Raw genomic sequence first — 22,394 nt, 5'->3', positions numbered from 1 at the left:
CGGATAGCCGACATGTCACTCCCCCTGGGACAGGGCGAACGCCACCAGATCGTCCGCGCCCATGGAGTCGATGAGATCGTCGTTCGCCTTTGCCTTGGCCTGCCGCTCCTCGGACGCTTCGGCCAGCAGCAACAGCTTGTCGAGCAGTCCGGAATCCCGCAGATCCGCGAGCGGAATGGCTCTGATGACCGACCAGACGTCGGAGTCCGCCGCAACGCTCGCAGCAGGCGCGTCGGGTTGGCCGGGCAGGTTGGTCACGATGTATTTCGCCAGCGCGTCGGGCGTGGGGTAGTCGAAGACCACTGTGGCCGACAGGGTCAGCCCGGTGGCGTTCTTGAGCCGGTTCCGCAGCTCGACCGCCGTCAGGGAATCGAAACCGAGGTCCTGAAAGGCCCGGTCCGGAGCGATGTCCCCGGCCCCCGCACGCCCGAGAACGGCCGCGACGTGCGTACGCACCAGCTCGAGCACCACCGCGTCCCGCTGGACCTCGGACACCCCCTCCAGCCGCCGCAACAACGCCGACCGCGCCGCGCGGCCACCGTCCGCCGACCGACGCGCTCGGCCACGCACCAGCCCACGCAGTACCGACGGGATCGTCTCCGACCGTGCCAGCGCGTCCAGCCGCAACCGCGCCGGCACGGCCAGCACGGGCTCCGTGGACAGTGCGCTGTCGAGCAGGGCCAGGCCATGGTCCGGTGACAGCGCGATCATGCCACCGCGGCCGATCCGGGACAGCCTGCCTTCCCGCAACGACGCGGTCATTCCGTCCGACTGCTCCCAGAGGCCCCAAGCGAGGGAGGAACCGGGGAGTCCGAGGTACCGCCGGTGCTGGGCCAGCGCGTCCAGGAACGTGTTGGCAGCGGCGTAACCGGCCTGGCCCGGCGCGCCCAGCACACCGGCCGCCGACGAGAACAGGACGAAGGCCGACAGGTTCTGGTCCTTGGTGAGTTCGTGCAGGTTCCAGGCGGTCGCCACCTTCGCCCGGAACGTCGCGGCGAGGTTCCGCGGTGTGGTCGACAAGAACACGGCGTCGGCAAGCACACCGGCGGTGTGGATGACCGCGGTCAACGGCTGTGCCGCGGGGAGCTCGTCGAGCACTGCCGCCAGGGCCGCGCGATCCGCCGCGTCGCAGGCGGCGACGCGTACCGAGGCGCCCCTCTCCTCCAGTTCGGTGACGAGCGCCTCCGCACCGGCGGCGGAGCGGCCTTGCCTGCTGACGAGCAGCAGGTTCCGTACCCCGTACGCGCTCACCAGGTGTCGGGCGACCAGGCTGCCGAGCGATCCGGTGCCGCCGGTGATCAGCACTGTGCCGTCACTGAGCCGTGGCCGCGTTCCCTGTCCCTGCTCCCCTCCCCGGCCCGTTTCCTGCTCCGGGGTGGCCGCTGCCAGCCGGGGTGCGAAGAAACGTCCATGGCGCAAGACGAGCTGTGGCTCGTCGTTGCCGGCCGCCGTCGCGGTCGCGATCGCGATCGGCGCGTCGGCCCAGTCGTCCACGTCGACCAGCACGATCCGGCCCGGATGCTCGGTCTGTGCGGACCGGAGGAGGCCCCACACCGGTGCGTGGCACAGGTCCAGGTCGGTCTCGTGCCCGTCGACCGCGATGGCCTGGCTGGTGACGACGGCCAACGGCGGTTCGTCGTCGTCCTCGGCGGCCAGTCGCGCCTTGACCTGGTCGAGGACGGCCGAGACCTCGCTCTCGGCCGTGGCCGGCAGGCGATCGGCGGGCTCCGGTTCCGTGCTGCGGCGTAGGAGCAGCGCGGGCGTTTCGCTCGGCGATCGCGGCGGCTCGTACGCCTCGTCCGGCACAGGCAGCGGGACCCAGTCGACCACGTACCACGAGTCATGGGGGCGCGTGGACGTCACGAGCCGGGACAGCGGCGTCTTCCGCAGTTCCAGCGTGTCGACCTGTGCCACCAGCGCACCGTCGGCGTCGGTCAGGGTGATCCGGACCTGTTCGTCGCCGATCAGGGCCAGATGCGCGCGAAGAGCCACGGCGCCGGCCGACCGTACCGTGACGCGCGACCAGGAGAAGGGCAGCGGGATGGTGTCGTCCGGCACCGGACCGGCCTGGAGCGCCAGCGCGTGCAGTGCGGCGTCGAACAGCGCGGGGTGCAGCAGGTGGGCCGTGGCGGAATCCTGAACGTCGTCGGGCAGGGCCACGTCGGCATACAGGTCGTCGCCGAGCCGCCATGCCGCGCGCAAACCCATGAACGTCGGTCCGTACTGGTAGCCGAGCGCCGCGAGCCGCTCGTAGCCGTCGGTCAGATCGACGGCCACGGCATCGGCGGGCGGCCACGCCATGGTTTCGCTGCCGGGTGTTTCGCTGCCGGGTGCTCCGGTGCCGGAGTCGTCCGCGTGTGACAGCGTCCCGCGCGCGTGCTCGGTCCACGTCCGTTCGCCATCCCCGCAGGCGTGGATGGAAACGGGCCTGTCGCCCGCGTCGTCCGACGGGCCCACCACGACCTGGAGCGCGATCTCGGTGCCCGGCGACAGGCTCAGCGGCTCGCGCATGACCAGTTCCCGCACCGCGTCGCAGCCGACTTCGTCACCGGCGACCAGTGCCAGCTCCACGAACGCCGTGCCGGGCAGCACCACCGTGTCCTCGACCGCGTGGTCGGCGAGCCACGGCTGCCGGTCCAGCGCCAGCGCACCGGCCAATGTCACGGCCCCGGTCGCCGGATTCGGCACGACGGTGGTGAGGAACGGGTGACCGGTCCGTCCGAAGCCCGGCAGCCCTGTGGTTCCCGGCCTCGGGGTGGTCCAGTACGCATGGTCGTCCCAGGCGTAGGTGGGGAGGTCCGGGAGGGCATCGCCGCGCCCACCGCCGTCGTCCGTCCCCAGCAGCCTGGCCCAGTCCGGCTCCAGGCCACCGATGTACAACTCGGCCTGCGCGCGGTCCAGACACGCCGGCCCGTCCTCCTCGCGGCGCAGGGAGCCGACGGCGACGACCTCGCGGCCGTTGTCCTCCGCGACGCTGTGCACGGCGGTGACGAGCGACGGATGCGGGCTCATCTCGACGAAGAACCGGTAGCCGTCCGCGATCATCCGGGTGACGGTCTCGGCGAACCGCACCGGTTCGCGCAGGTTCCGGTACCAGTAGCCGTCATCGAGTGCGGCGCCGGTCACCGCCTCGGCCAGCACCGTGGAGTACCAGGCGATCGGGCCGGGCCGGGCGGTGATACCGGCCAGATCGGCCGCCAGCGACTCGCGCAGGGACGCCACGTGTTCGGTGTGCGAGGCGTAGTCGACGTCGAGCATGCGATGGAACACCTGCTCGCCGTCCAGCGTCGCGAGCAGGTCGGTCACCGCGGCGCGGTCGCCGGCGACCACCGTCGTCCTCGGTCCGTTGACCGCGGCGACCGCCACCGCGCCGCCCAGCCGCGACCGCAGTTCGTCGGCGGGCAGTCCGACGACCGCCATCGCGCCGGCGCCGGCGATGCGCGGCAGGGCCCGGCTGCGGAGGACGACCACGGCGGCGGCGTCGGACAGTCCGAGCGCGCCACTGACGTAGGCAGCCGCGATCTCGCCCTGGCTGTGTCCGATGACGGCGTCCGGAGCCACTCCGCGCTCCCGCCAGTGCGCGGCCAGCGACACCATCACGGCGAACAGCACGGGCTGCACGACATCGTCCCCGGTCAGCTCGGGAGCGTCGGCCTCACCGCGCAGCACGGCCGTGGCGGACCAGCCGGTGTACCGCCGGATCGCGGCGTCGGCCTTGGCGAGCTCGGTCCGGAACGGTGCCGAGCAGTCCAGCAGGTCGAGCGCCATGGACGCCCACTGTGCCCCTTGGCCCGGGAACACGAACGCCACCTTGCCGGAGCTCAACGCCGGGGCGGAGCCGGTGACCAGGTTCGGCGCGGTGTCGCCGCCTGCGAGCCCGGCCAGTCCGGCGCGGAGTTCGTCCGCGGTCCGGGCCCTGACGACGGCCCGGTGTTCGAAGTGGGTGCGTCGCGTCGCGAGCGACCGGGCCAGGGCGGGAAGCGACAGATCGGACGTGATGTCGTCGGACGTGATGTCGTCGGGACCGGTGTCGTCGGGACCGGCTTGGAGGAACGCCAGCAGGCGCTCGGCCTGGCCCGACAGCGCCGTCCGGGTACGGGCGGAGACCGGTATGAGCAGCGGCTCCGACACCGCCGAGGCGGACGAGTCGGCCGAGGCCGGTGAGTCTGCCGAGTCCGTCGGCAGGTGGCCCCTGACCGGCGGCTCCTCCAGCACCACATGGGCGTTCGTGCCGCTGATACCGAACGCGCTGACCCCGGCACGCCGGGTACGCCGGGTACCCCGGCCCGACGGCCACGGCGCCGGATCGCGCTGCACCGTCAGTCCGGCCGTGGCCCAGTCGATGTGGGGCGTCAGGTGGTCGGCGTGCAGCGACGCGGGCAGCAGTTCGTGACGCAAGGCGAGTACGGTCTTGATGACCCCGCCGATACCGGCCGCGGCCTGGGTGTGGCCGAGGTTCGACTTGAGCGACCCGATCGCCAGTGGCCGGTCGGCGGCGCGGCCGGGTCCGAAGACCCTGGCCAGCGCACGGGCCTCGATCGGGTCGCCGAGCGGTGTGCCGGTGCCGTGCGTCTCGACGTAGTCGATGTCCTGCGGCTCCAGGTCGGCCGAGGCGAGGGCCGCTCGGATCACCTGTTCCTGGGCGAGTCCGTTCGGTGCGCTGAGTCCCTGGCTGCGGCCGTCCTGGTTGACCGCCGAACCGCGGACGACCGCGAGCACCGGGTCGCCGTCCCGCAACGCGGCGTCGAGTCGTTTGAGCAGGACCAGACCGCACCCTTCGGCCCAGACCACGCCGTCGGCGTCGCTGGAGAACGGCCGGCAGCGGCCGGAGGCGGACAGTCCGCGCAGGCGGCTGAATTCCACATGGGCACGCGGTGTCGCCATGACGGAGGCACCGCCCGCGAGGGCGAGTTCGCATTCACCGGCGGCCACGGCCCGCGCGGCCAGATGCAGGGCCACCAGGGACGAGGAGCAGGCCGTGTCGACCGTGAGCGCCGGTCCCCGCAGCCCGAGCGTGTAGGCGATGCGGCCGGAGGCGACGCTGCCGGCGTTGCCGGTGCCGACGTGCCCGTTCAGCTGGTCCAGGTCGGCGCCCGCCAGGTATCCGCTGTCGTACAGCCCGATGTAGACACCGGTGGCGGTGCCGGCCAGGCGTCGGGGATCGATGCCCGCGCGTTCGATCGCTTCCCAGGAGGCTTGCAGCAGCAACCGCTGCTGGGGGTCCATCGCGGCGGCCTCATGCGCGGAGATCCCGAAGAACGGCGCGTCGAAGCGGTCGACGCCGGTGAGGAAGCCGCCCTGGAGGGTGTAGGTCTTTCCGGGCGCGTCGGGGTCCGTGTCGTGCAGTCCGGTGGTGTCCCACCTCTCCTCCGGCACGGCCTGGACGGCGTCGACACCGTCGGCGAGCAGTTTCCAGAGCGCCTCGGGGTCGTCGGCGCCGCCCGGAAAGCGGCAGGCCATCGAGATGATCGCCACCGCGCTGTCGGCCGGGACCCGCTCGGTGGCCGAACTCGTCGTCCCGGCGGTGCCGAGCGCGGTCGCCACCGCCGAAATCGACGGATGCTCGAACACCAGGCTGGGTTCCAGCTTCCGGCCGACGAACTCGGACAGCCGTACCGTGAGTTCGACCAGGCCACGTGAGCCGAGCCCGAACTCGGCGATCGGCCGGTCCAGGTCGATCCGCGCCGGGTCGGTGCCGGTGTCCCGGGCGACCGCCGCGACGAGCCAGTCCCGGATCGACGCGACGGTGGGCACGGGGGTACGGGACGGCGGCGCCGGGGACGTGTGCTCTGCCGGTGCCTGATCCGGGGTTGCTGCATGCTGCGCTGCCGGTGGCTGCTCCACCGGTGTGTCCGGCGCGGCTCGCTCCACGGCCGTGAGTTCCCCGGCCAGATAGGCGGCACGGGTGGCCTGCCGCTGGATCTTGCCGCTGCTGGTCTTGAATATCGTGCTGGGCGGGATCAGCACCACCGCGCGGACGGCAAGGCCGTGCTGCGCGCCGACGGCGCTGCGGACGGCGTCCTCGACCGCGTCGAGCTCGGCGTGGTCGGTCGTCTTCACCTCCGCGACGACGACCGGCACCTCGCCATCGCCACCGCTACCGCCGTCATTGCCGTCATCTCCGACCTCGCCATCCCCACGCTCGACGGAGAACACCGCCACGCAGCCGGCGCGCACCGCGGGGTGCGCGGACTCCACGGTCAGCTCCACGTCCTGCGGGTAGTGGTTCTTGCCGTCGATGATCAGCAGGTCCTTGCGTCGCCCCGTCACGAACAGTTCGCCGTCCCGGAGGAAGCCCAGATCGCCGGTGCGCAGAAACCCGCCGCGCCCGTCGTCGAGCCGGCCGTCGAACGTCTCCCTGGTCTTCTCGGCGTCGCCGTGATAGCCGCCCGCCACGCTCCCGCCGGTCACCCAGATCTCGCCGACCGTCCCTTCCGGGCACTCGGTGCACCGTTCCGGGTCGGCGATCAGGACGGTCGTCCCCTCGGCGGGCCGTCCCGAGCTGACCCACTCCGGTTGTCCGGGTCCGGCCCGGAGGATCGTGGGCGCCCGGTCCAGGCCGCCGCCGGAGCCTGCGGTCACCGTCAGCGTCGCCTCGGCCAGTCCGTACACCGGCAACAGCGACGCGGGCCGGAAGCCCGCGGGTGCGAACGTGTCCGCGAACCGGCGCAAGGTGCCCGCCCGGACGGGCTCGGCGCCGTTGGCGGCCACCCGCCACCGGCTGAGGTCCAGGCTCGCCACGGATTCCGGGGTGGCGCGCCGGACGCAGAGCTCGTAGCCGAAGTTCGGCGCACCGCTGCACCGCACCCCGAACGCCGAGACCATCGCCGGCCAGCGCCTGGGCTGCTGGAGGAAGTGCAGCGGCGACATCAGCACCGCGCTGCTGCCGACGTAGACCGTGTGCAGCACCGGCCCGATCAGGCCCATGTCGTGGTACACCGGCAGCCAGCTGCCGATCAGGTCGCCCTCCCAGGACGCGACCAGTTCGGGGGTGTGTCCCATTCCCTCCGCCGTGGCCCGCTGGTTGTGCAGCAGGTTGCGGTGGCTGACGATCACCCCGCGCGGCTCGGACGTCGAGCCGGAGGTGTACTGGAGGAACGCCGTGGAATCCGGGCCGACGCCCGGGTCGCGCCACGCGGTTTGCCGCTCGTCGGCGATGTCGTCGGTCGCGATCCACTCCAGGGCGGCGAGTTCGGGCATCTCGTGGATCACGGCGGCCAGGCCGTCGGCCACCAGCCGCGTGGTCAGGACGACCGCGATGCCGGCGTCGGCGATGATCCGCTTCAACCTGCGCAGGGAGCGGTCGAGCTGGTGGAACTCCGGCAGCGGGACGGGCACCGCGACGGCCCCGCCGAAAAGACAGCCGAAGAATCCGCCCGTGAACTCCAGGCCCGGCGGATAAAGCAGCAGCGCGTGCCGGCCCGCGAATCCGCGCTCCTGCAATGTGGCGGCGATGGCACGCGCGCGTGTCGCCAGCTCTCGATAGGACATCTCGGTGATGTCGCCGTCGACCTCGCCGGATTCCAGGAATCGGTAGACGTGCGCCTCCGGCTGCTCCGACTCCCGAAGGCGGAGCAGATCGACATAAGAACCGTGCATGGCCTGAACCTTCCCCCAGAAAACCGCGCCCCGGCCGGTGCGGGCCGGCCGGCACTTCAGCACAAGGTGACGACGACCGTCCGGATCACACCGCTGACCCGCTGCCGCTGAACAGCTCGGTGATGATCCGGCTCACGGATTCCTCGAGGAGTTTCGCGGCCACCGGCTCGATCATGGCCTCGACACTGGGCACACCGAAGTCGAACGTGGCGGTGAACCGGACGCGAACCGTCGGCTCCCCGGCGGGGTCCGGCACCGGGGACACTTCCCAACTGCCGTGGAACTCGTCGAAGTCGCCGTCGATCTGCTCGAACCGGAGAGTGGTGTTCTCCTCGTCGTAGTGATCCCGCTCGGACCACTCCAGCAGGCCGTTGCGGAAGTACAGCTCCCAGTGCGAGAGCATGGTGTGGGGATCGTCGGTGGATTCCATCAGGACCGATTTCACGTGCTCCGGGGCGTGCTGTTTGTAGCTTTCGCCGTCCTTGAGCTTCTCGTAAATCGCGAACCGGTCCCATCCGACGACCATCTGGTCGACGTGTACGGTCTTCATTTCGCCTTCCCCGTTTCGATCTGCCACCAGCTCACCGGACGGTCACCGGCGTCCCACCGACAGCTTTCCGAGCTGCCGGAAGGAGTCCTCCATCGCCGCTTCGAGCGTGTCCACCTCGTCCTCGGACATCAGCGCCGGCGGCGTGAACCGCACCACGTGCGGATTGTTCACCGAGTGGTTGATGAGCACGCCCCGGTCCAGCAGGTGGAGCATCAGCTCGGCGGACGAGCCCGGGTCCTCGAATTCGACGCCGAGCAGCAGCCCCTTGCCCCGTACCTCCCTGATCGAGCCCGGGGGCGCGGCCTGCGCCGCTGTGCGCAGGGTCCGCAGGAGGCGCTCGCCGATCGTGCCGGCCGCGCCGAGGACGTCATGGGCCTTGGTCGCCTCGATGGCGGCCAGCACCGCCGCGGTCTGGATGGGCGACCCGCCGAACGTGGAGGCGTGCAGGATCGGGTCCTTGTCGAACGGCGCGTACGCGGTGGGCGTGGCGACCGCGGCCGAGACCGGTACCACACCGCCGGACAGGCCCTTTCCGACCAGCATGACGTCGGGTTGGACCGGCAGTTCGCTGATGGCCCACCAGGTGCCGGTGCGGCCCATGCCGGTCAGGACCTCGTCGACGATGAGGAAGCAGTCGTGTTCCTGGCAGATCCGCGACACCTCGGGGAGGTAGTCGTCGTCCGGGATCACGACGCCCGCCTCGCCCTGGATCGGTTCGACGATGAAGCACGACGGCTCGGCGTCGCGCAGCGCCGCGCGCAGGGCGTTCGCGTCCCCGAACGGGATCTCGACGACATCGGGGATCAGCGGTTCGAAGGGCTCCTGGTAGCGGCGCTTGGCGCTGACGCTCAAGGCTCCCATCGTCCTGCCGTGGTAGCCGTTCCGCGTGGTGACCGTGCGTTTGTGCCCGTTCACCCGGGCCAGCTTGAGTGCCGTTTCCACGGCCTCGGCGCCGGAGCCGCAGAAGAAGACCTTCTCCAGCTCGCCCGGACAGACCTCGGCGAGGGCCTGGGCGGCGCGGGAGGTCACGTCGTCGAAGAACACCCGGGAGGAGATCGGATGCCGCCTGACCTGCTCGACGACGGCCTCGACCACATCCGGGTGGGTCGCCCCGAGCAGCATGACCCCGTAGCCGGCGCAGTTGAGGTACTTCTCTCCCGCCGAGGTGTGGATGTACGAACCGGCGGAGCTCTCCTCGATCTGGCCGCCGAGCATACCGGCGATCTTCGCCCGGCCCCGGCTCAGGTATTTCGCGTGCAGCCTGGCTGTCTCCGCGGACTTCTCATCCGTCACGGTCACTTGACGTTCCCCTCGTTTTCGCGCTCGGACTCAGGACGGAGTCGCACCGTCGGCCACCTCGAAGATCGCGCGGCGCGGGCGCACCTCGGTGGCGATGCTGATCGCCTGAAGGTGGGAGGTGCCCAGCGCGGGATAGTTGGCGCCGCCGTAGGGTCCGCCGGACAGTCCCGTGCCGCCGTGTGTGGCCACTCCGGGCGAGACCCCGATGTGGCTGTCGTTGACCTTCAGCGTGCCGCTGTTGTTCATGCCGCCGCAGAACGTCTCGATCACGTGCGCGTCCCGCGACCACAGCGAGTTCCGCAGTCCGTAGCGATTGCCGTTCATGAAGCCGACGCAGGCGCGCAGCAGTGCGTGGTCATCGTCCCGGCGCTCGGGCACCACGATCGACAGCAGCGGGAAGAAGGTCTCCTTGCGGACCACGTCCAGCCGGTCGGCCAGGGCCAGTCCGTCGACCCGGATCGCGGTGGGTTCGAGGAAGAATCCGACGTCGCTGACGTTGCCCTCGACGTCGATCCGGTGTCCGCCGAAGAGCGTTTCCGCCCCGCCGGCGACGGCCTGCTCCAGCGTCTGGAAGAACTCCGCCGACTTGAACACCGGGGACAGCACCGTGGTGCGGTCCTCGGGCATACCGGGGCGCATCGTGCGTACGGTGTCGGCGAGCCGGGAGATCACCGTGTCCGCGATGTCGGGGTGCACCACGGCGAAGTTCGGCGCCATGCACACCTGGCCGGATCCGTAGTACGCCTCGCGCAGGGCCTCGACGGCCAGCTCGACCTCGGCGTCCCGCCAGATCAGCACCCCGTCGTTGCCGGACAGTTCGAGCACGGTCTTCTTGCCCCGGTTGAACCAGTCCCGTCCGACCGGGATGCCGCGTGCCGAGTCCCCGAAGAACATCAGGTTGTCGGTGTCGTCGCTGTCGAGCCACTGCCGCAGCACCGCGTTCGGCTCGCCGCAGACCACGTTCACCAGTCCGCGCGGGGCGCCGAAGTCGCACAGCGCCGGGTACACCAGCTCGCGCCACGCCCAGGCGGTGGTCAGCGGGGCGCTCCGCGGCGCCTTGACCACGACGGCGTTGCCCGCGATGAGGGCGCCGATCGCGAGCAGCGAGTTGGCCGCGGGGGCGTTGTGCGGCGGGTGGACGCAGACGACACCGTCCGGTTTGCGTATCAGGCGGGTCTGGCGGCCGCCGACGTGGCCGATCTGCTCCAGCTGTGCTCGGGTCAGCTCCAGGCCGAGCTCGCTCGTGCCCTCCATCGCGACGGCGATCTCCAGCTCGGCGAACCTGCGCGGGTGTCCCTCGGCCACCAGGTACTCGATGAACCTGTCGATGTTCTTCCGCATGACCTCGTTGATCCTGCGGCCGAGCTCGATGCGGTCGGTGACGCTCGCATCGGCCCACTCCCGCTGGGCCCGCCGGGCGGCGGCGGCCGCCCGGTCGATCTGCTCCCGGCTGGAGATGCCGACCCGGCCGACGGCGCGGTCGTCCCGCACGCCGTCGATCGTGCCCCGGTCGAGACCGCGTTTGAGCCGCAGGCACCCGATCTCGTCGGCCAGCATGGCGCTGGTCCGCACCACGTGGATCCACTTGTCGTGCTCACCGTCCGCGCCATCGATCAATGACGGATACGTTTCCATCGCGCCCCCTCGCAAGGCCACTAGTCGAGCTCGGCTTGGTCGAACGGCGGCGCACCCACGCCCGTGATCGAGTAGCTGCCCCACGGCGTCTGCTCGGCCAGCCGGCCCTCGGCCGTCCTCGACCCGATCGTCACGCTCACCGCCAGGCCCCCGGACAGCTTCTCCGGCGAGCTCGCCGCCACGACGGTGCCCTGCCAGTGGTACTTGCCGTCGATGGGATCGATCCGGCCGGCCAGCCGCACCCTGGCCTCCTGGGCGACACCCGCCACGGTCAGGGACGCCGGACCGTCGTACACCTCGTCATCGTTCATTCGTGCCGCCACTAGTCGAGGTATCCGATCTTCTTCCAGATCTTCCGGGACACCCGGCCCATCAGCCCCGTCTCCTCGAAGAACTCGGCCAGCCCGGCGAAGCAGCGTTTCTGCACCAGCCGGAAGTTCTCGTTCGCCTTGGCCGCCCGGCGCGCCGCCTTCGGGTCGGGCAGACCGACCCGGCGGTAGACGACCGGGTTGATGAACGCCTGCTGGTTCACGATGCCGTGGAACCCGAGCACGTTGGCCAGCACCGCGCGCCGCCACCGCGGCATCTCGGCCACCCGCTTGCGGATGCCGTCCCGGGCGAAGCTGATGTGGCGGGCCTCCTCCAGGATGTGCACCCGCAGCACCCGCTGCGCGAGCGGCTGCACATCCGGGTCGTCGACCATCTGGCGCTGCAACTCGTCGGTGATGTCCTCGCCCAGCAGTGCGAACAGCCACAGCCCGGAGCCGCGGAGGAAGAACGGGATCGTGTTCAGCACGACCCGCTGCGCCAGCGGGACCCGGACGTGTTCGGCGCCGACCTTCTGGATGGCCTTGCCGAACATCACCATGTGCCGGGTCTCGTCGCCCAGCTCCGTCAGGCTGTAGTGGGTTTCGCTGCTGCGCGGGTCCGCGTGCATGACGTGGCGCAGCAGTCCCTGGTTGACGATGTTCTCGAACCAGATCGCCGTCGACAGCATGTTGACGAACTCCTGCCGGGACAGCTCGATCCGCTGCGCCCGGTCCATCCGGTGCCAGAGCTCGGTGCCGTACAGCGAGAGGGTCTTCGGCGCCACGAAGAACTTGTCGTCGTCCAGCGGCGCCTCCCAGTCGATGTCGACCACCGGGATGTAGGACCGTTTCACCGACCCCTTCAACAACCGGTTGGATACCACCTCACGTGACAGCTCGGCAGAGCCCGACTCCGCCGGGGACGTGTTGCCCGCGGTCATCCGTTTCACCTCTCCAGCGTTGTTGATCGACACAGGCCGTACCGATGTCAGCCGACCGGCACTTCCGTCCGCACCGGCGCGACCGCGCCGTCCTCGGAGATCGCCCACCGGTCGTGCCACGCGCGCAGCCGACGAGGGGCCCACCAGTTCGCTCTGCCCAGCATCTTCATGAACGCCGGCACGAGCAGCATCCGCACCAGGGTGGCGTCGACGAGCACCACCACCATGAGCCCGAAACCGAGCATCCGCATGTTCGACACCTGAGCCGCGATCAGTGCCGCGAACGAGATGGTCATGATCGCCGCGGCGGCGGTGACCACCGGCCCGGTGCGTGCCAGTCCGCGCGCCACGGCTTCGGCGTTGGCCTCGTCGGTGCGGTCGGAGTTCTTCCAGTACTCCCTGATGCGGGACATGATGAACACTTCGTAGTCCATGGACACGCCGAAGGCGATGAAGAACAGCACGATCGGGGTCTGTATCACCAGCGTGCCGGCCGACGTCGTGCCGAGCGCCCCCAGATGGCCGTCCTGGAAGATCCAGACCAGCGCTCCGAACGCCGCCGACAGCGAGATCATGTCCAGCACCACGGCTTTCAGCGGCAGCAGCACGCTCCCGGTGACCGCGAACAGCAGCACGAGCGCGACGATCGTGATCAGCAGGATCACCAGGGGGAGGCGGGAGGTGATGGCGTCGACGCTGTCCCGGTTGACCTGTGCGGTGCCGGTGAACATCACCTGCGCGTCGCCGGGGACCGGCACCGCGTGCAGGCCGTCCAGCTGCTTCTCCGACTGTGCGGAGAACACGGGCGCGGCGCTGGCGACGGTGAGGAACGCGGCGTTTCCCTCGGCTCCGGCGCCGGCCGACTGTCCCGCCGACCGCTCACCGTCGACGAAGGTGGCGCCGGGAGCCGCCACGAACGTGACACCAGACACCCGGGACAGCGCGGCCGCGTACGCGCCCAGCTGCGTCGGCGTCATGTCGCGGGTGTCCTTGACGACCACCGAGACGGCGGCTTGCGGGTTGACGGTGAAGTCCTCGCGCAACTGGTCGCCGACTTCGCGTACCGACGCGGACGAGGAGAGCACCCGGTCGTCGGGGAATCCGTACCGCACGCCGAGGAAGGGCGAGCCGAGGAGCAGCAGGGCCGCGGTGACCGCCACGGCCGTCACCAGCGGCCGCCTCATCACCGCCTTGGTGCTCCGGTACCAGAAGGTGTCCTCCGTGCGGCGGACCGGATGGCCGCTCCGGCCGAAGAGGCGGCGCACGGGCGTCTTGAGGTTCCAGGACTCGATCCGGTGGCCGAGCAGCGTCATCGCGGCGGGTGTGATCACCAGCGCCCCCGCTGCCGCGAACGCCACGACGAGCATCGCGGCGTAGGCCATGGACCTCAGGAAACTCATCGGGAACAGCAGCATCGGCAGCGTGCACAGGATCACGGTGCTCGCCGAGAACAGCACGGTCCGGCCCGCCGTCGACATGGTCCGGACGACCGCGTGTTCGATGGACTCCTGCCGGGCCAGCTCGTCGCGGAACCGGCTGATGATCAGCAAAGTGTAGTCGATGGCGAGGGCGAGCCCCAGCGCGGTCGCCAGGCTGAGCGCGAAGACCGATATCTCCGTGACCATGGTGAGCAGGCGCAGCGCCGCGGCCGCGCACGCGATGGCCACCACCGCGACCGCGAGCGGCAGTCCGGCGGCCACCAGTCCGCCGAACACCCAGATCAAGGCGAGCAGGCTCAACGGGGTGGCGACGGCTTCCATGAAGGACAGGTCCGCTTCGCTGCGCTCCCGGATCTGCGAGTACAGCATCGCCCCGCCACCGGCCTTGACCACCACACCGTCGGCCGTGCCCGTCACCTTCTCGGCCAGGTCCCGGGCGTACCGCTGGGCGTCGTTCTCCTCGCCGTACAGGCCGGCCGCAATGAGGCCGGTGTCACCGTCCTTGCTGGTCAGCGTGGCGGCGGCCGGTCCGGGAGCGGTCCACGGCGAGGACACCGAGGCGACGTGCGGTGACTGCTCAAGCTCTTCGACGATGCGGCTGCCCGCCGTACGCGCCGCGCTCCCGGCCACCCCGCCCGGCGCGGTGACCGTCAGCAGCAACTGCATCTTTCCCTGGTCGAACGCCTCGGCGAGCGCGGTGGTGGCCCGGGACGACTCGGCGCCGGGGTCCCTGAACCCGCCCGCCGACAGCTTGCCCATGACCGGAACCGCGACGACCGCCGCCACCGCGAGCAGGAGGAAGGTGGCGGCCAGGGTCCTACGGGGTGCACCGATGATGCACACGGTTATGCGCCCAGCCACCCCAAGTCCCCCTCGTGCGGTTCACGTGCGAGCAGTTCCTGCGGCACAGCAGTTCCGGCCGCGCCGCGTCGGCCACCCGTCGTCGCCTGTCGCCGGGCAAGGCGAATCGCCCACCGGTCAAGGCCCGATCAGGATGCCCAGGCCCGGAGACGGGCGACAATCGCTTTAGACCTGCTTCGAAAAGCCCACGTGGAGCGAGTAAAGACTTGGTCAAGCCAGCGGGTCGGGCAGGGAGCGGACGTCACGCGACCAGGCCGGAGCCCAGAGCCGGCCGCTCGCCCAGCAGGGCCAGCCCCAGGGGGGTGAGCGTATGGAGCACGGAGCCGCCTATCCGGCGGGTGCTCAGCAGGCCCGCCTCGCGCAGAACGGTGGCGTGGTGACTGACCGTGGCGGGCGCGACGCCCACGCCGTGCGCCAGTTCACTCGTCGTCAAGCCGTGGCCCGCGACCGTGGTCAGGATGCGGGCGCGGGTACGGCCGACGAGGGCGTCCAAGGACCGGGGCCGCACCGGGACGGCCCCGTCGGCCCCGGGCACGGCGCAGGGCGCGGTGTCGTGCGCCATGGGATAGACCACGACGGGCGGGAGCCCGGGATCCTTCAGCAGCGTCGGTGCGCCCCAGCAGAAGTACGACGGGAGAATGAGGATCCCGCGCCCCTCCAGCCAGACGTCCCGGTCGTCCCCCAGGCCCGGGATCACCAGCACGGACCCGCGCCAGACGAGCCCCGGATGGAGCGTACCCAGCAGTCCTGGCAGGTCACCCTGCGCCAAGTACCGTTCGTGCACGGTGCGTTCGGCGTCGAACCGGGCGCGGATGCCCTCCCACCAGGGCGCCAGGGCCGTGTCGAAGTAGGACCGGAACATGCGGGCGAGGAGCCCGACGGCCTCTTTGTCGCCGTCGGCGAGCGACCGGGCCCAGACCGGTAACCGGCGGCCCGTCCGGGACAGTTCCAGGAGATCGTGCTGGAACCGGCGGCGCGGAGTGGAGAGCAAGGCGCTCAATCCCGCGTCCAGACCGCCGGCGCCGGCCGCCGGGGTGAGGAAGTCGGCGGAGTACCCGACGGGCGGGGCGAGCTGGAGCAACTGGGCGTCGTGGGTCTGGAGCCGACGGCGTACGGTGCGCCGCCAGCCGCCGAAGACGGCCGCCGCGGCGGCCGTCTGTAGTGTGTGCATGCTGAGCAGGGCTTCCCACATGGGATCCGGAGCCTGCGCCAGCCTGATCTGTGCGAGATCTTCGTCGGTAAAGTGCATGCGTACAGCCATGAAACCGTCCCCCGTGTGGCGCTGCGGCACCGATGCGGTCCGAGATCCGGTGCCTCATTCCCATGGTTGATCGGCGGGCCGCCAGGGACCGTCCGGAACACCACGCCTTCACAGAAGCGCCGCACTTCTCCACCTTTCGCCGTCTTTTCCCCTTCGCGACGGCGTCCACCGCGCCAGAGCCATGGGGCGTCAACCGGCGGCTGACAGGGAGGCCTTCATACGAGCAGTACGAATGTCACCGCCATACCCAGCGCCATGGCGCCGTGGCAGCCGAGTTCGAACGCGTCCGGTTCGGCCGGCGCCGGGCGGCGCCGCGACCCGGTGGTGTCGTCCAGCCGGGCGGCGTCGAACCCCCGCGCCAGCCACCGCAGGGCGAGCACGAGCAGCACTCCGGCCAGCAGCCCGGCGGTCAGCCTCGGACCGGTGCCGGTGAGGGTCATGGTCACGGTGCCGGAGCCACCGGACATGTCCATCCCGGGCATGTCCGCCATACCGTGGGAGCCACCGTGTCCCGGCTCCGGGGAGGAGGAGGCCATCGCGGCGGCCATCCAGGCCATCGCGCCCATCATCACCACATGCGGGAGGACATCCGACAGCGCACGCGCACGGGAGAGCGGAGCGGGCCGGGCCAGGGCCACCCCCGCGAACCACACCCCGCCCAGCGTGAACAGGAGGATCTGTGGCCGGGCCGGAAGGTCCATGCCCCAGGGCCAGACCATCGCCACCATGGCGAGGGCCATCACCGCGTGCAGCAGATGTGCGGCTCGCCCCGTGGCGCCCGGCCCGCCGCCGGCACCTCCGGGTGTGACGGCCCGCCACACCGCGAAGAGGGCGGGCACGACGAACAGTACGGTCAGGACCCAGCGCAGACCCGTCGCGGCGATCATCGGCCCACCGCCCCACTACGGTCCTCGCTCTCGGCCGGCGCGGGTGGTGGCGTGGTCTGCCTGTCGGGCATCGCTGACCCTTCTCTCGGGTGGCTCGAGGACCGTGATCACCGGTCCTTTCCAGGAGTCGGACAGCCTGTTGCCACGGTTCCCGGTGTGAGCGGCGCGACATGACGACCGGGGCGGCATCGCCGCCAAGGAGGGGGTGCGTCACCCGCGTGACGGCTGCTCGGGCAGTGGCCGGTCCTGCACGACGCTCTTCATGACGAGGGTGGACGTCAGCCGCTGGACACCCGGCAGCTGGGCCAACTGCTGGTCGTAGAGCTGCTGGTAGGCGGCCAGGTCGGTGGTGGCGACCCGCAGCAGGTAGTCGGGTTCGCCGAAGAGGCGCTGGGCCTGGATGACGTGCGGGATGGCGGTCACGGCCTCCTCGAAAGCGGTGACGGTGTCGCGGCCCTCCCAGCGCAGCGTGGCGAAGACCACGGCTTCGAAGTGCAGGCCGATGGCCGCCGGGTCGACCACGGCGCGGTAGCCGCGGATGGCGCCCTCGCGTTCGAGGTCGCGTAGCCGGCGGTGACAGGGCGAGACGCTCAGCCGCACGCGCGCGGCCAGCTCGGTGACGGTCAGGCGGCCGTCCAGCTGTAGCTCGGTAAGAATTTTCCGGTCGAGGGCATCCATGGGGAAGATTTTCCCCCACAACGGCCGCTAGGGGCCTGATCACGGAAACACTTTCGGGCATATCGCACCTAATCTTCCCTCCTAAGGCTGAGCATGTGAGAGGGATCGATCGATGGACACGACGACGGTGGCGGCTTTCCTGGCAGTGGATCTGCTGCTGGTGTTCACCCCGGGCGCGGACTGGGCCTACGCGATCGCGGCGGGGCTGCGGGATCGGTCGGTCGTCCCCGCCGTCGCCGGGCTGATAGCCGGATACGCGGGATACACGCTGCTCGCCGTGGCCGGTCTGGTGGTGCTCGTGGCGAGCTCTCCGAGCGTGCTCACCGCGCTGACCGTGGCCGGCGCCGGCTACCTGATGTGGCTGGGCTGGGGTGTGCTCTCACGGCCGGCGGTGCTGGACGCGCCCACGAAGACCGTGTCCTCCTCGCGCCGGCAGGTCATGCTCAAAGGGGCCGGGATCAGTGGCCTGAACCCCAAGGCGCTGCTGCTGTACTTCTCGCTCTTCCCGCAGTTCATCCACCCCGCCACCGGCTGGCCGGTCGCCGCGCAGACGGGGCTGCTCGGCACGCTCCACATGGCGGCCTGCGCCGTCGTCTACCTGGCTGTCGGGGTGCTCGCCCGCACCGTGCTGAAGACCCGGCCGGCGGCGGCCCGTGCGGTCACCCGGGTCTCCGGAGCCATGATGATCGGCATCGGTGGGTTCCTGCTCGTGGAACGTCTGGCCGGCTGACGGCCCCGCTCCGTTCACCGACCCGGACACCCGGCGAGCCGGGTGTCCGGGCGCGTTGCGACGCGGGTCCCGCCGGGACCGGACCCGCCGGGACCCACGGGGATGCGTGAGGGCCCCTCAGCGCGCGGTCGCTCAGGGAGCGATCCCCACACCGTCGATCCGGCTCCAGGCCCGCTCCTGCGCCGCGGTCATGGCAGGCCAGCCGAGCCCGCCGGGGCGGGGCCGAACCCGCGAGGCGTACGGCGAGGGGCGGAAACCGGCGTCGTAGAAGCAACCGCTGCCGTAGGTCGCGTCGAAGGCGGCGCAGGAGGCCGCGATCGAGCGCGGGGTCGGCTTGTGGCCGGAGCGCACCCAGGTGTCCAGGGCCGCGATGGAGTCGGCGTACTCGGCGTCGCTCAGCGCGCTGTGCTCGGTTTCCCTGGTGAACGTCTGGACGAGGTTCCCGTCCCGTCCGGCGCCCTGGAGCGTGGCACGGTAGGCCGCCTCGTGCTCGACGAAAGCCGTCGGGTCGTCGATCGCGTGCAGGGTGAGGACCGGCATGGACACCGAGCCGGTGAGGTCGCTGTCGTAGGAGAGGTCACGGCGTGCGGTGGGGTCCGCCGAGAACCGTTCGACACCCGCGTTGAGCGCCTTGTCGTCGTGTGAGCCCGTGTACCGCACCCCCCGGTTGCCGAACGGGTTACGGCCCCCGAGCCGGTTCCACACGATGTCCCGGAACGTGAAGGTGGCGAACCGCAGATGCGACTCCAGTGAACGCTCCGGGATGTGGGTGACGGCGAGGATGTCGTCGAGGTTGCGCTGCTGCGACGCGGTCCGGTCCGCGGGGTCGGACGCGTAGCCGGTGCACTCCTGGAGGCGGGCGCGGAGCCCGGCCGTCGTCATGGTGGAGTCCGGCCGCAGCCCCTGCCACAGCGGGTATTGCGGCTCGCTCGGGCGGGGGTGGTTGCGGCAGTAGTACTGGTAGACCACGCGCAGGTCCACGCGGTAGTCGTAGCCGCGGGAACCGCCCCCCAGGACACCGCTGGTCAGCAGCGCTCCGTCGTACGCGCCGGGCTGTCTGCCGTAGGTTTCCGCCACCTTGGCGGCGACGTTGCCACCCCAGGACTGGCCATGCAGGTAGGTCCGCTTCGGCCGGCCGAACCGGTCGATGAACAGACGGCGTACGTTGTCGGTGTCCGCGGCCGCCATCCGGGTGCCGTAGCCACCGCGGCGGTAGGAGGAGCCGGCCCACGCGTATCCCTGGTCGACCATCACCGCCCAGCGCTCCAGGTCGTCGGTGCTGCGCGACGGGTCGGAGGAGTCGCCGAGATCGGGGCCGCCGTGGGCGTGCACGACGAGGGATCCGTTCCAGTGGGTCGGCACGGCCATCGTGTAGTACGCCCCGTTGGTGTCCTGACCGGTGTAACACCTCGCCTTCCCGGCCAGATTGGCCGGGCAGGTGGCGGCCTCGGGCTGGGCGGTCCGCGCGTGGGCGGTGGGGGCGTTGCCGAGCGTGCCGAGGACCACGGCGGCGAGCGCGGCCGCCAGTGCCGCCGGACGGCGTCGGCGCCGTGGGGCCCGCCACGGGACATGCGTGGGCGCGTCAGGTGTGTTCAAGGAGCGGCTCCTGTTCGTGCTCTGCGCGAAGTTGCGCTGCGAGCCGGGATGTTAGGGACCGCCACGGGTGAGTGCCATCCCATCGGCCGTTGCGTTCATATTGTTCGCCCGTCCCGTCCGAAGCGTCCCGGAGCAGGCACAACGGGCCGGCCGATGTGCGGGCGTCGGTCAGCGGTCCGTGCGGGCCAGGAGTTCCACGAGGACGGTGCGCACCGCGTCGGGGCACTCGTACATCGGGCTGTGTCCCGCGTCCACGGGGTGGAAGGTGGCGTCCGGGAGCGCCTCGGCCATCGCCGCGGCGCCGGCGATACCGCGGACCGGGTCGTGCCGCCCGTGGACGACCGCGACCGGCACCCGGATCGCGGGCAGGGCCTCGGTCAGATCGGTGTCGCGCTGGCTGGTCAGCGCCTCCACGGCGGACCGGGCGGGGACGGCGCGACCGTAGGCGAGGAAGCGCTCGAGTTCGGCCGCGGGCGGAGGGGTCTGGAACGAGCGTCGCATCACACGTCGCGTCATGCTCTCGACGCCGTCCGTCCCGATGGCGTCGATCAGGGTGTCCACGTCTCCGTGTTCCCGCATATGGGGGCCGGTATTGATCAATACCAGCGCCCGCAGCAGCTCGGGGTGGTGTGCGGCGGCCTGGAGGGCGATCGCGCCGCCGGTGGAGTGCCCGATCAGGACGACCGGTTCGCCGCTGTGTGCCCTGATGCGGCCGGCGGTCCACTCGGCGAGCGAGGCGATGCCGCACGAGTCGGCATCCGTCATCCACGACAGGGCCAGCAGGCGGCAGTGTCCCGCCAGCGCGTGTCCGAGTCTGTCGAATATCGCCGGGTCACAGAACGACCCCGGCAGCGCCACGGCGAGCGGGGCGGTGCCCGGCGTCGCGCGCTGTCGCCGACCGCCGTGGCCACGTCGCACGGCCTCGCAGGCCGACGGATCGGGCTCAGGTCGCCGTCGGCTCACTGACCTGCCACCTCATCAACGGATCCGGGCATGCTGTCGGCACCGACGGTATACCACTCCAGTAGCGACCGGGCCGTTGCCGCCATGGCCTCGTCGACCATCTCCCCCTCGAAAGTGACCGCACCCGTGCCGTGGGCCTGTGCCTCCTCCACAGCGGCGACCAATCGTGCCGCGCGCTCGAGCTCGGCCGTGCTGGGCGCGAACACCTCGTTGAGGACGGGCACATGCGAGGGGTGGATGGCCATCATGCCCGCATAGCCGAGCGCCCGGTTCTGTTCGGCGAAGGCGCGCAGTCCGTCGAGATCGCCGACGCGGGTCCACAGCCCGGCCACCGGATGCGGTGCGCCCGCGGCCCGTACGTCGAGCAGTACCCGGGCACGCAGGGCATGTGTTTCGCAGCCCTGAGGGCTCCAGCGGTAGCCGACGGCCCGTTCGACATCACCGCCCGCCCCCGTGATCGCGCCGGGGTAGGCGACCCGACCGGCGGCCGCCGCGCAGCCGTGGGCATCGTGCAGCGCACGGGCGCTCTCCAGCAGGGGCACCAGGGCGACGTGGCCCCGGGGCAGGCCGTGTTCGCGTTCGCACCAGCCCAGGAGCCGGTCGGCGAGGCGTATGTCGTCGGGCCCGGTCACTTTGGGCAGGACGATGCCGCTGCGTCCTGGACCGCAGATGCCGCGCAGCGCCTCGGCGGCCGCCCAGGTGTCGAGAGGGGTGACGCGGACGAACAGAGCCGGTCCCCCCGGGGTGTCGGCCTGCCGGGCGAGAGCGTTCGTCACCTGGTCCAGGGCGGCGGCCCGGTCGGCCTCGGGCACGGCGTCCTCCAGATCGAGGATGACCGCGTCGGCTCCTGCCGCCCTGGCCTTGGGAAGCCAGGAGGCCGTTCTGTTGCCGGGTACGAACAGCAGGGACCGCAGGAGCGGGCGCGGCGCGGGCGCGAGGGGTGGGGTGCGACGGGGGTCAGACGACACCGTGCTTCTCCAGGTCGGTGAGTTCCTCCTCGTCCAGGCCGAGCCAATCCCGGTAGACGAGGTGGTTGTCCTGCCCCAGGGCGGGGCCGGTCCGCCAGACCGCGCCCGGCCGCTGGTGGAAGTGGGGGATGACGGACTGCATGCGTACGGGGCCGAGGTCGGCGTCGTCGATCGTGACGATGTCCTCGCGTTCGGCGTAGACGGGGTCCTCGGCGATGTCGGCGGCGCTGAGGACCGGTGATGCCACCACCTCGGCACGGGTGAACGCCTCGAGGCAGGCGGCGGTGCGCTCGGCCACCCATGCCCGCAGGCCGTCGTCGAGGCGGGCGCGCCCGGCGAACTGCTGCGGTACGGTGGCGAACTCGGCCTCGTCGAACCCGAGCAGTTTCGCGACGTTGCGCACGGACCGCGGCGTCGCCGATGTCACGGCGTCGCCGTGGGAGAAACCGGTGTGCACGGGCGGGGTGTCGGGGAAACCGGTCAGGTGCACCACGCCGCTGCGGGCCCGCCGACCTTGCCGAAGCCCGGCTCGTCGGCCCGGGAGGACGTCGCGCCGAAGCCGGAGATCTGGAGCAGTACGGCCTTCGGATTGATCTGGTGCACGGCGGACACCGTCGCCACCAGCCTCCCCGCGGTGTGGGATCCGCACGGCGCCCCGCACCGGCTCGACTCGATGCTG

16 protein-coding genes are annotated in these 22,394 nt (G+C 71.1%); 1 reads left to right on the top strand and 15 read right to left on the bottom strand.

The window, feature by feature from the left end:
• Positions 1-15: 15 nt before the first annotated feature.
• From N6H00_RS37580 to N6H00_RS37535, 10 genes are all read right to left on the bottom strand, one after another.
• A complete protein-coding gene (locus N6H00_RS37580) occupies positions 16-7,599 on the bottom strand; it encodes a type I polyketide synthase (protein ID WP_268976362.1) in 7,584 nt (2,527 codons plus the stop codon).
• A gap of 85 nt (positions 7,600-7,684) precedes the next feature.
• Positions 7,685-8,149 carry a type II toxin-antitoxin system RatA family toxin gene (locus N6H00_RS37575; RefSeq protein WP_268976361.1) on the bottom strand — a complete coding sequence of 155 codons (465 nt, stop codon included), beginning with the start codon at positions 8,147-8,149 and terminating at the stop codon, positions 7,685-7,687.
• 42 nt (positions 8,150-8,191) lie between these two features.
• The gene (locus N6H00_RS37570) at positions 8,192-9,448 is read right to left on the bottom strand and encodes an aspartate aminotransferase family protein (protein ID WP_268976360.1); all 1,257 of its coding nucleotides are present in this window, start codon (positions 9,446-9,448) and stop codon (positions 8,192-8,194) included.
• A 30-nt stretch (positions 9,449-9,478) separates the two neighbouring features.
• On the bottom strand, positions 9,479-11,083 hold the full coding sequence (locus N6H00_RS37565; protein WP_268976359.1) for an aldehyde dehydrogenase family protein: 1,605 nt from the start codon (positions 11,081-11,083) through the stop codon (positions 9,479-9,481).
• Positions 11,084-11,103: 20 nt separating this feature from the next.
• On the bottom strand, positions 11,104-11,394 hold the full coding sequence (locus N6H00_RS37560; protein ID WP_268976358.1) for a DUF4873 domain-containing protein: 291 nt from the start codon (positions 11,392-11,394) through the stop codon (positions 11,104-11,106).
• Positions 11,395-11,405: 11 nt separating this feature from the next.
• The gene (locus N6H00_RS37555) at positions 11,406-12,332 is read right to left on the bottom strand and encodes an AurF N-oxygenase family protein (RefSeq protein WP_268976357.1); all 927 of its coding nucleotides are present in this window, start codon (positions 12,330-12,332) and stop codon (positions 11,406-11,408) included.
• A 47-nt stretch (positions 12,333-12,379) separates the two neighbouring features.
• Positions 12,380-14,632 (bottom strand): MMPL family transporter, encoded by a 2,253-nt coding sequence (locus N6H00_RS37550; RefSeq protein WP_268976356.1) that lies wholly within the window; start codon positions 14,630-14,632, stop codon positions 12,380-12,382.
• A gap of 241 nt (positions 14,633-14,873) precedes the next feature.
• Positions 14,874-15,803: an ArsR/SmtB family transcription factor gene (locus N6H00_RS37545; protein WP_268976355.1), complete on the bottom strand. Its 930-nt coding sequence runs from the start codon at positions 15,801-15,803 to the stop codon at positions 14,874-14,876.
• A gap of 305 nt (positions 15,804-16,108) precedes the next feature.
• Positions 16,109-16,780 (bottom strand): DUF5134 domain-containing protein, encoded by a 672-nt coding sequence (locus N6H00_RS37540; RefSeq protein ID WP_268976354.1) that lies wholly within the window; start codon positions 16,778-16,780, stop codon positions 16,109-16,111.
• Between the two features lie 210 nt (positions 16,781-16,990).
• Entirely contained in the window at positions 16,991-17,458 is a 468-nt protein-coding gene (locus N6H00_RS37535) for an Lrp/AsnC family transcriptional regulator (protein ID WP_268976353.1), read from the bottom strand.
• A 112-nt stretch (positions 17,459-17,570) separates the two neighbouring features.
• Here N6H00_RS37535 and N6H00_RS37530 point away from each other — a divergent pair, with 112 nt between their 5' ends.
• Positions 17,571-18,188, top strand: a complete 618-nt coding sequence (locus tag N6H00_RS37530; RefSeq protein ID WP_268976352.1) for a LysE family translocator — start codon at positions 17,571-17,573, stop codon at positions 18,186-18,188.
• Between the two features lie 132 nt (positions 18,189-18,320).
• Here the strand turns inward: N6H00_RS37530 and N6H00_RS37525 are convergent, their stop codons facing one another.
• The 5 genes from N6H00_RS37525 to N6H00_RS37505 all read right to left on the bottom strand — a co-directional run bounded on the left by N6H00_RS37525 (position 18,321) and on the right by N6H00_RS37505 (position 22,336).
• A complete protein-coding gene (locus N6H00_RS37525) occupies positions 18,321-19,784 on the bottom strand; it encodes an alpha/beta hydrolase family protein (RefSeq protein ID WP_268976351.1) in 1,464 nt (487 codons plus the stop codon).
• Between the two features lie 168 nt (positions 19,785-19,952).
• Entirely contained in the window at positions 19,953-20,747 is a 795-nt protein-coding gene (locus N6H00_RS37520; protein ID WP_268976350.1) for an alpha/beta fold hydrolase, read from the bottom strand.
• Positions 20,744-21,715, bottom strand: coding sequence for an HpcH/HpaI aldolase/citrate lyase family protein (locus N6H00_RS37515; protein ID WP_268976349.1), 972 nt, complete (start codon positions 21,713-21,715; stop codon positions 20,744-20,746). The genes N6H00_RS37520 and N6H00_RS37515 overlap by 4 nt, the downstream gene beginning before the upstream one ends.
• The gene (locus N6H00_RS37510; RefSeq protein WP_268976348.1) at positions 21,705-22,208 is read right to left on the bottom strand and encodes a CoA transferase; all 504 of its coding nucleotides are present in this window, start codon (positions 22,206-22,208) and stop codon (positions 21,705-21,707) included. The genes N6H00_RS37515 and N6H00_RS37510 overlap by 11 nt, the downstream gene beginning before the upstream one ends.
• Positions 22,196-22,336 carry a hypothetical protein gene (locus tag N6H00_RS37505; protein WP_268976347.1) on the bottom strand — a complete coding sequence of 47 codons (141 nt, stop codon included), beginning with the start codon at positions 22,334-22,336 and terminating at the stop codon, positions 22,196-22,198. Before N6H00_RS37505 ends, N6H00_RS37510 begins: the two co-directional genes overlap by 13 nt.
• Between the last annotated feature and the right edge of the window lie 58 nt (positions 22,337-22,394).

It is taken from the genome of Streptomyces sp. S465, from assembly GCF_026898115.1.
GTDB lineage: Bacteria > Actinomycetota > Actinomycetes > Streptomycetales > Streptomycetaceae > Streptomyces > Streptomyces luomodiensis.
The sequence above is the reverse complement of the archived record's forward strand: the minus strand, read 5'-3'. Positions and strand labels throughout refer to the sequence as shown.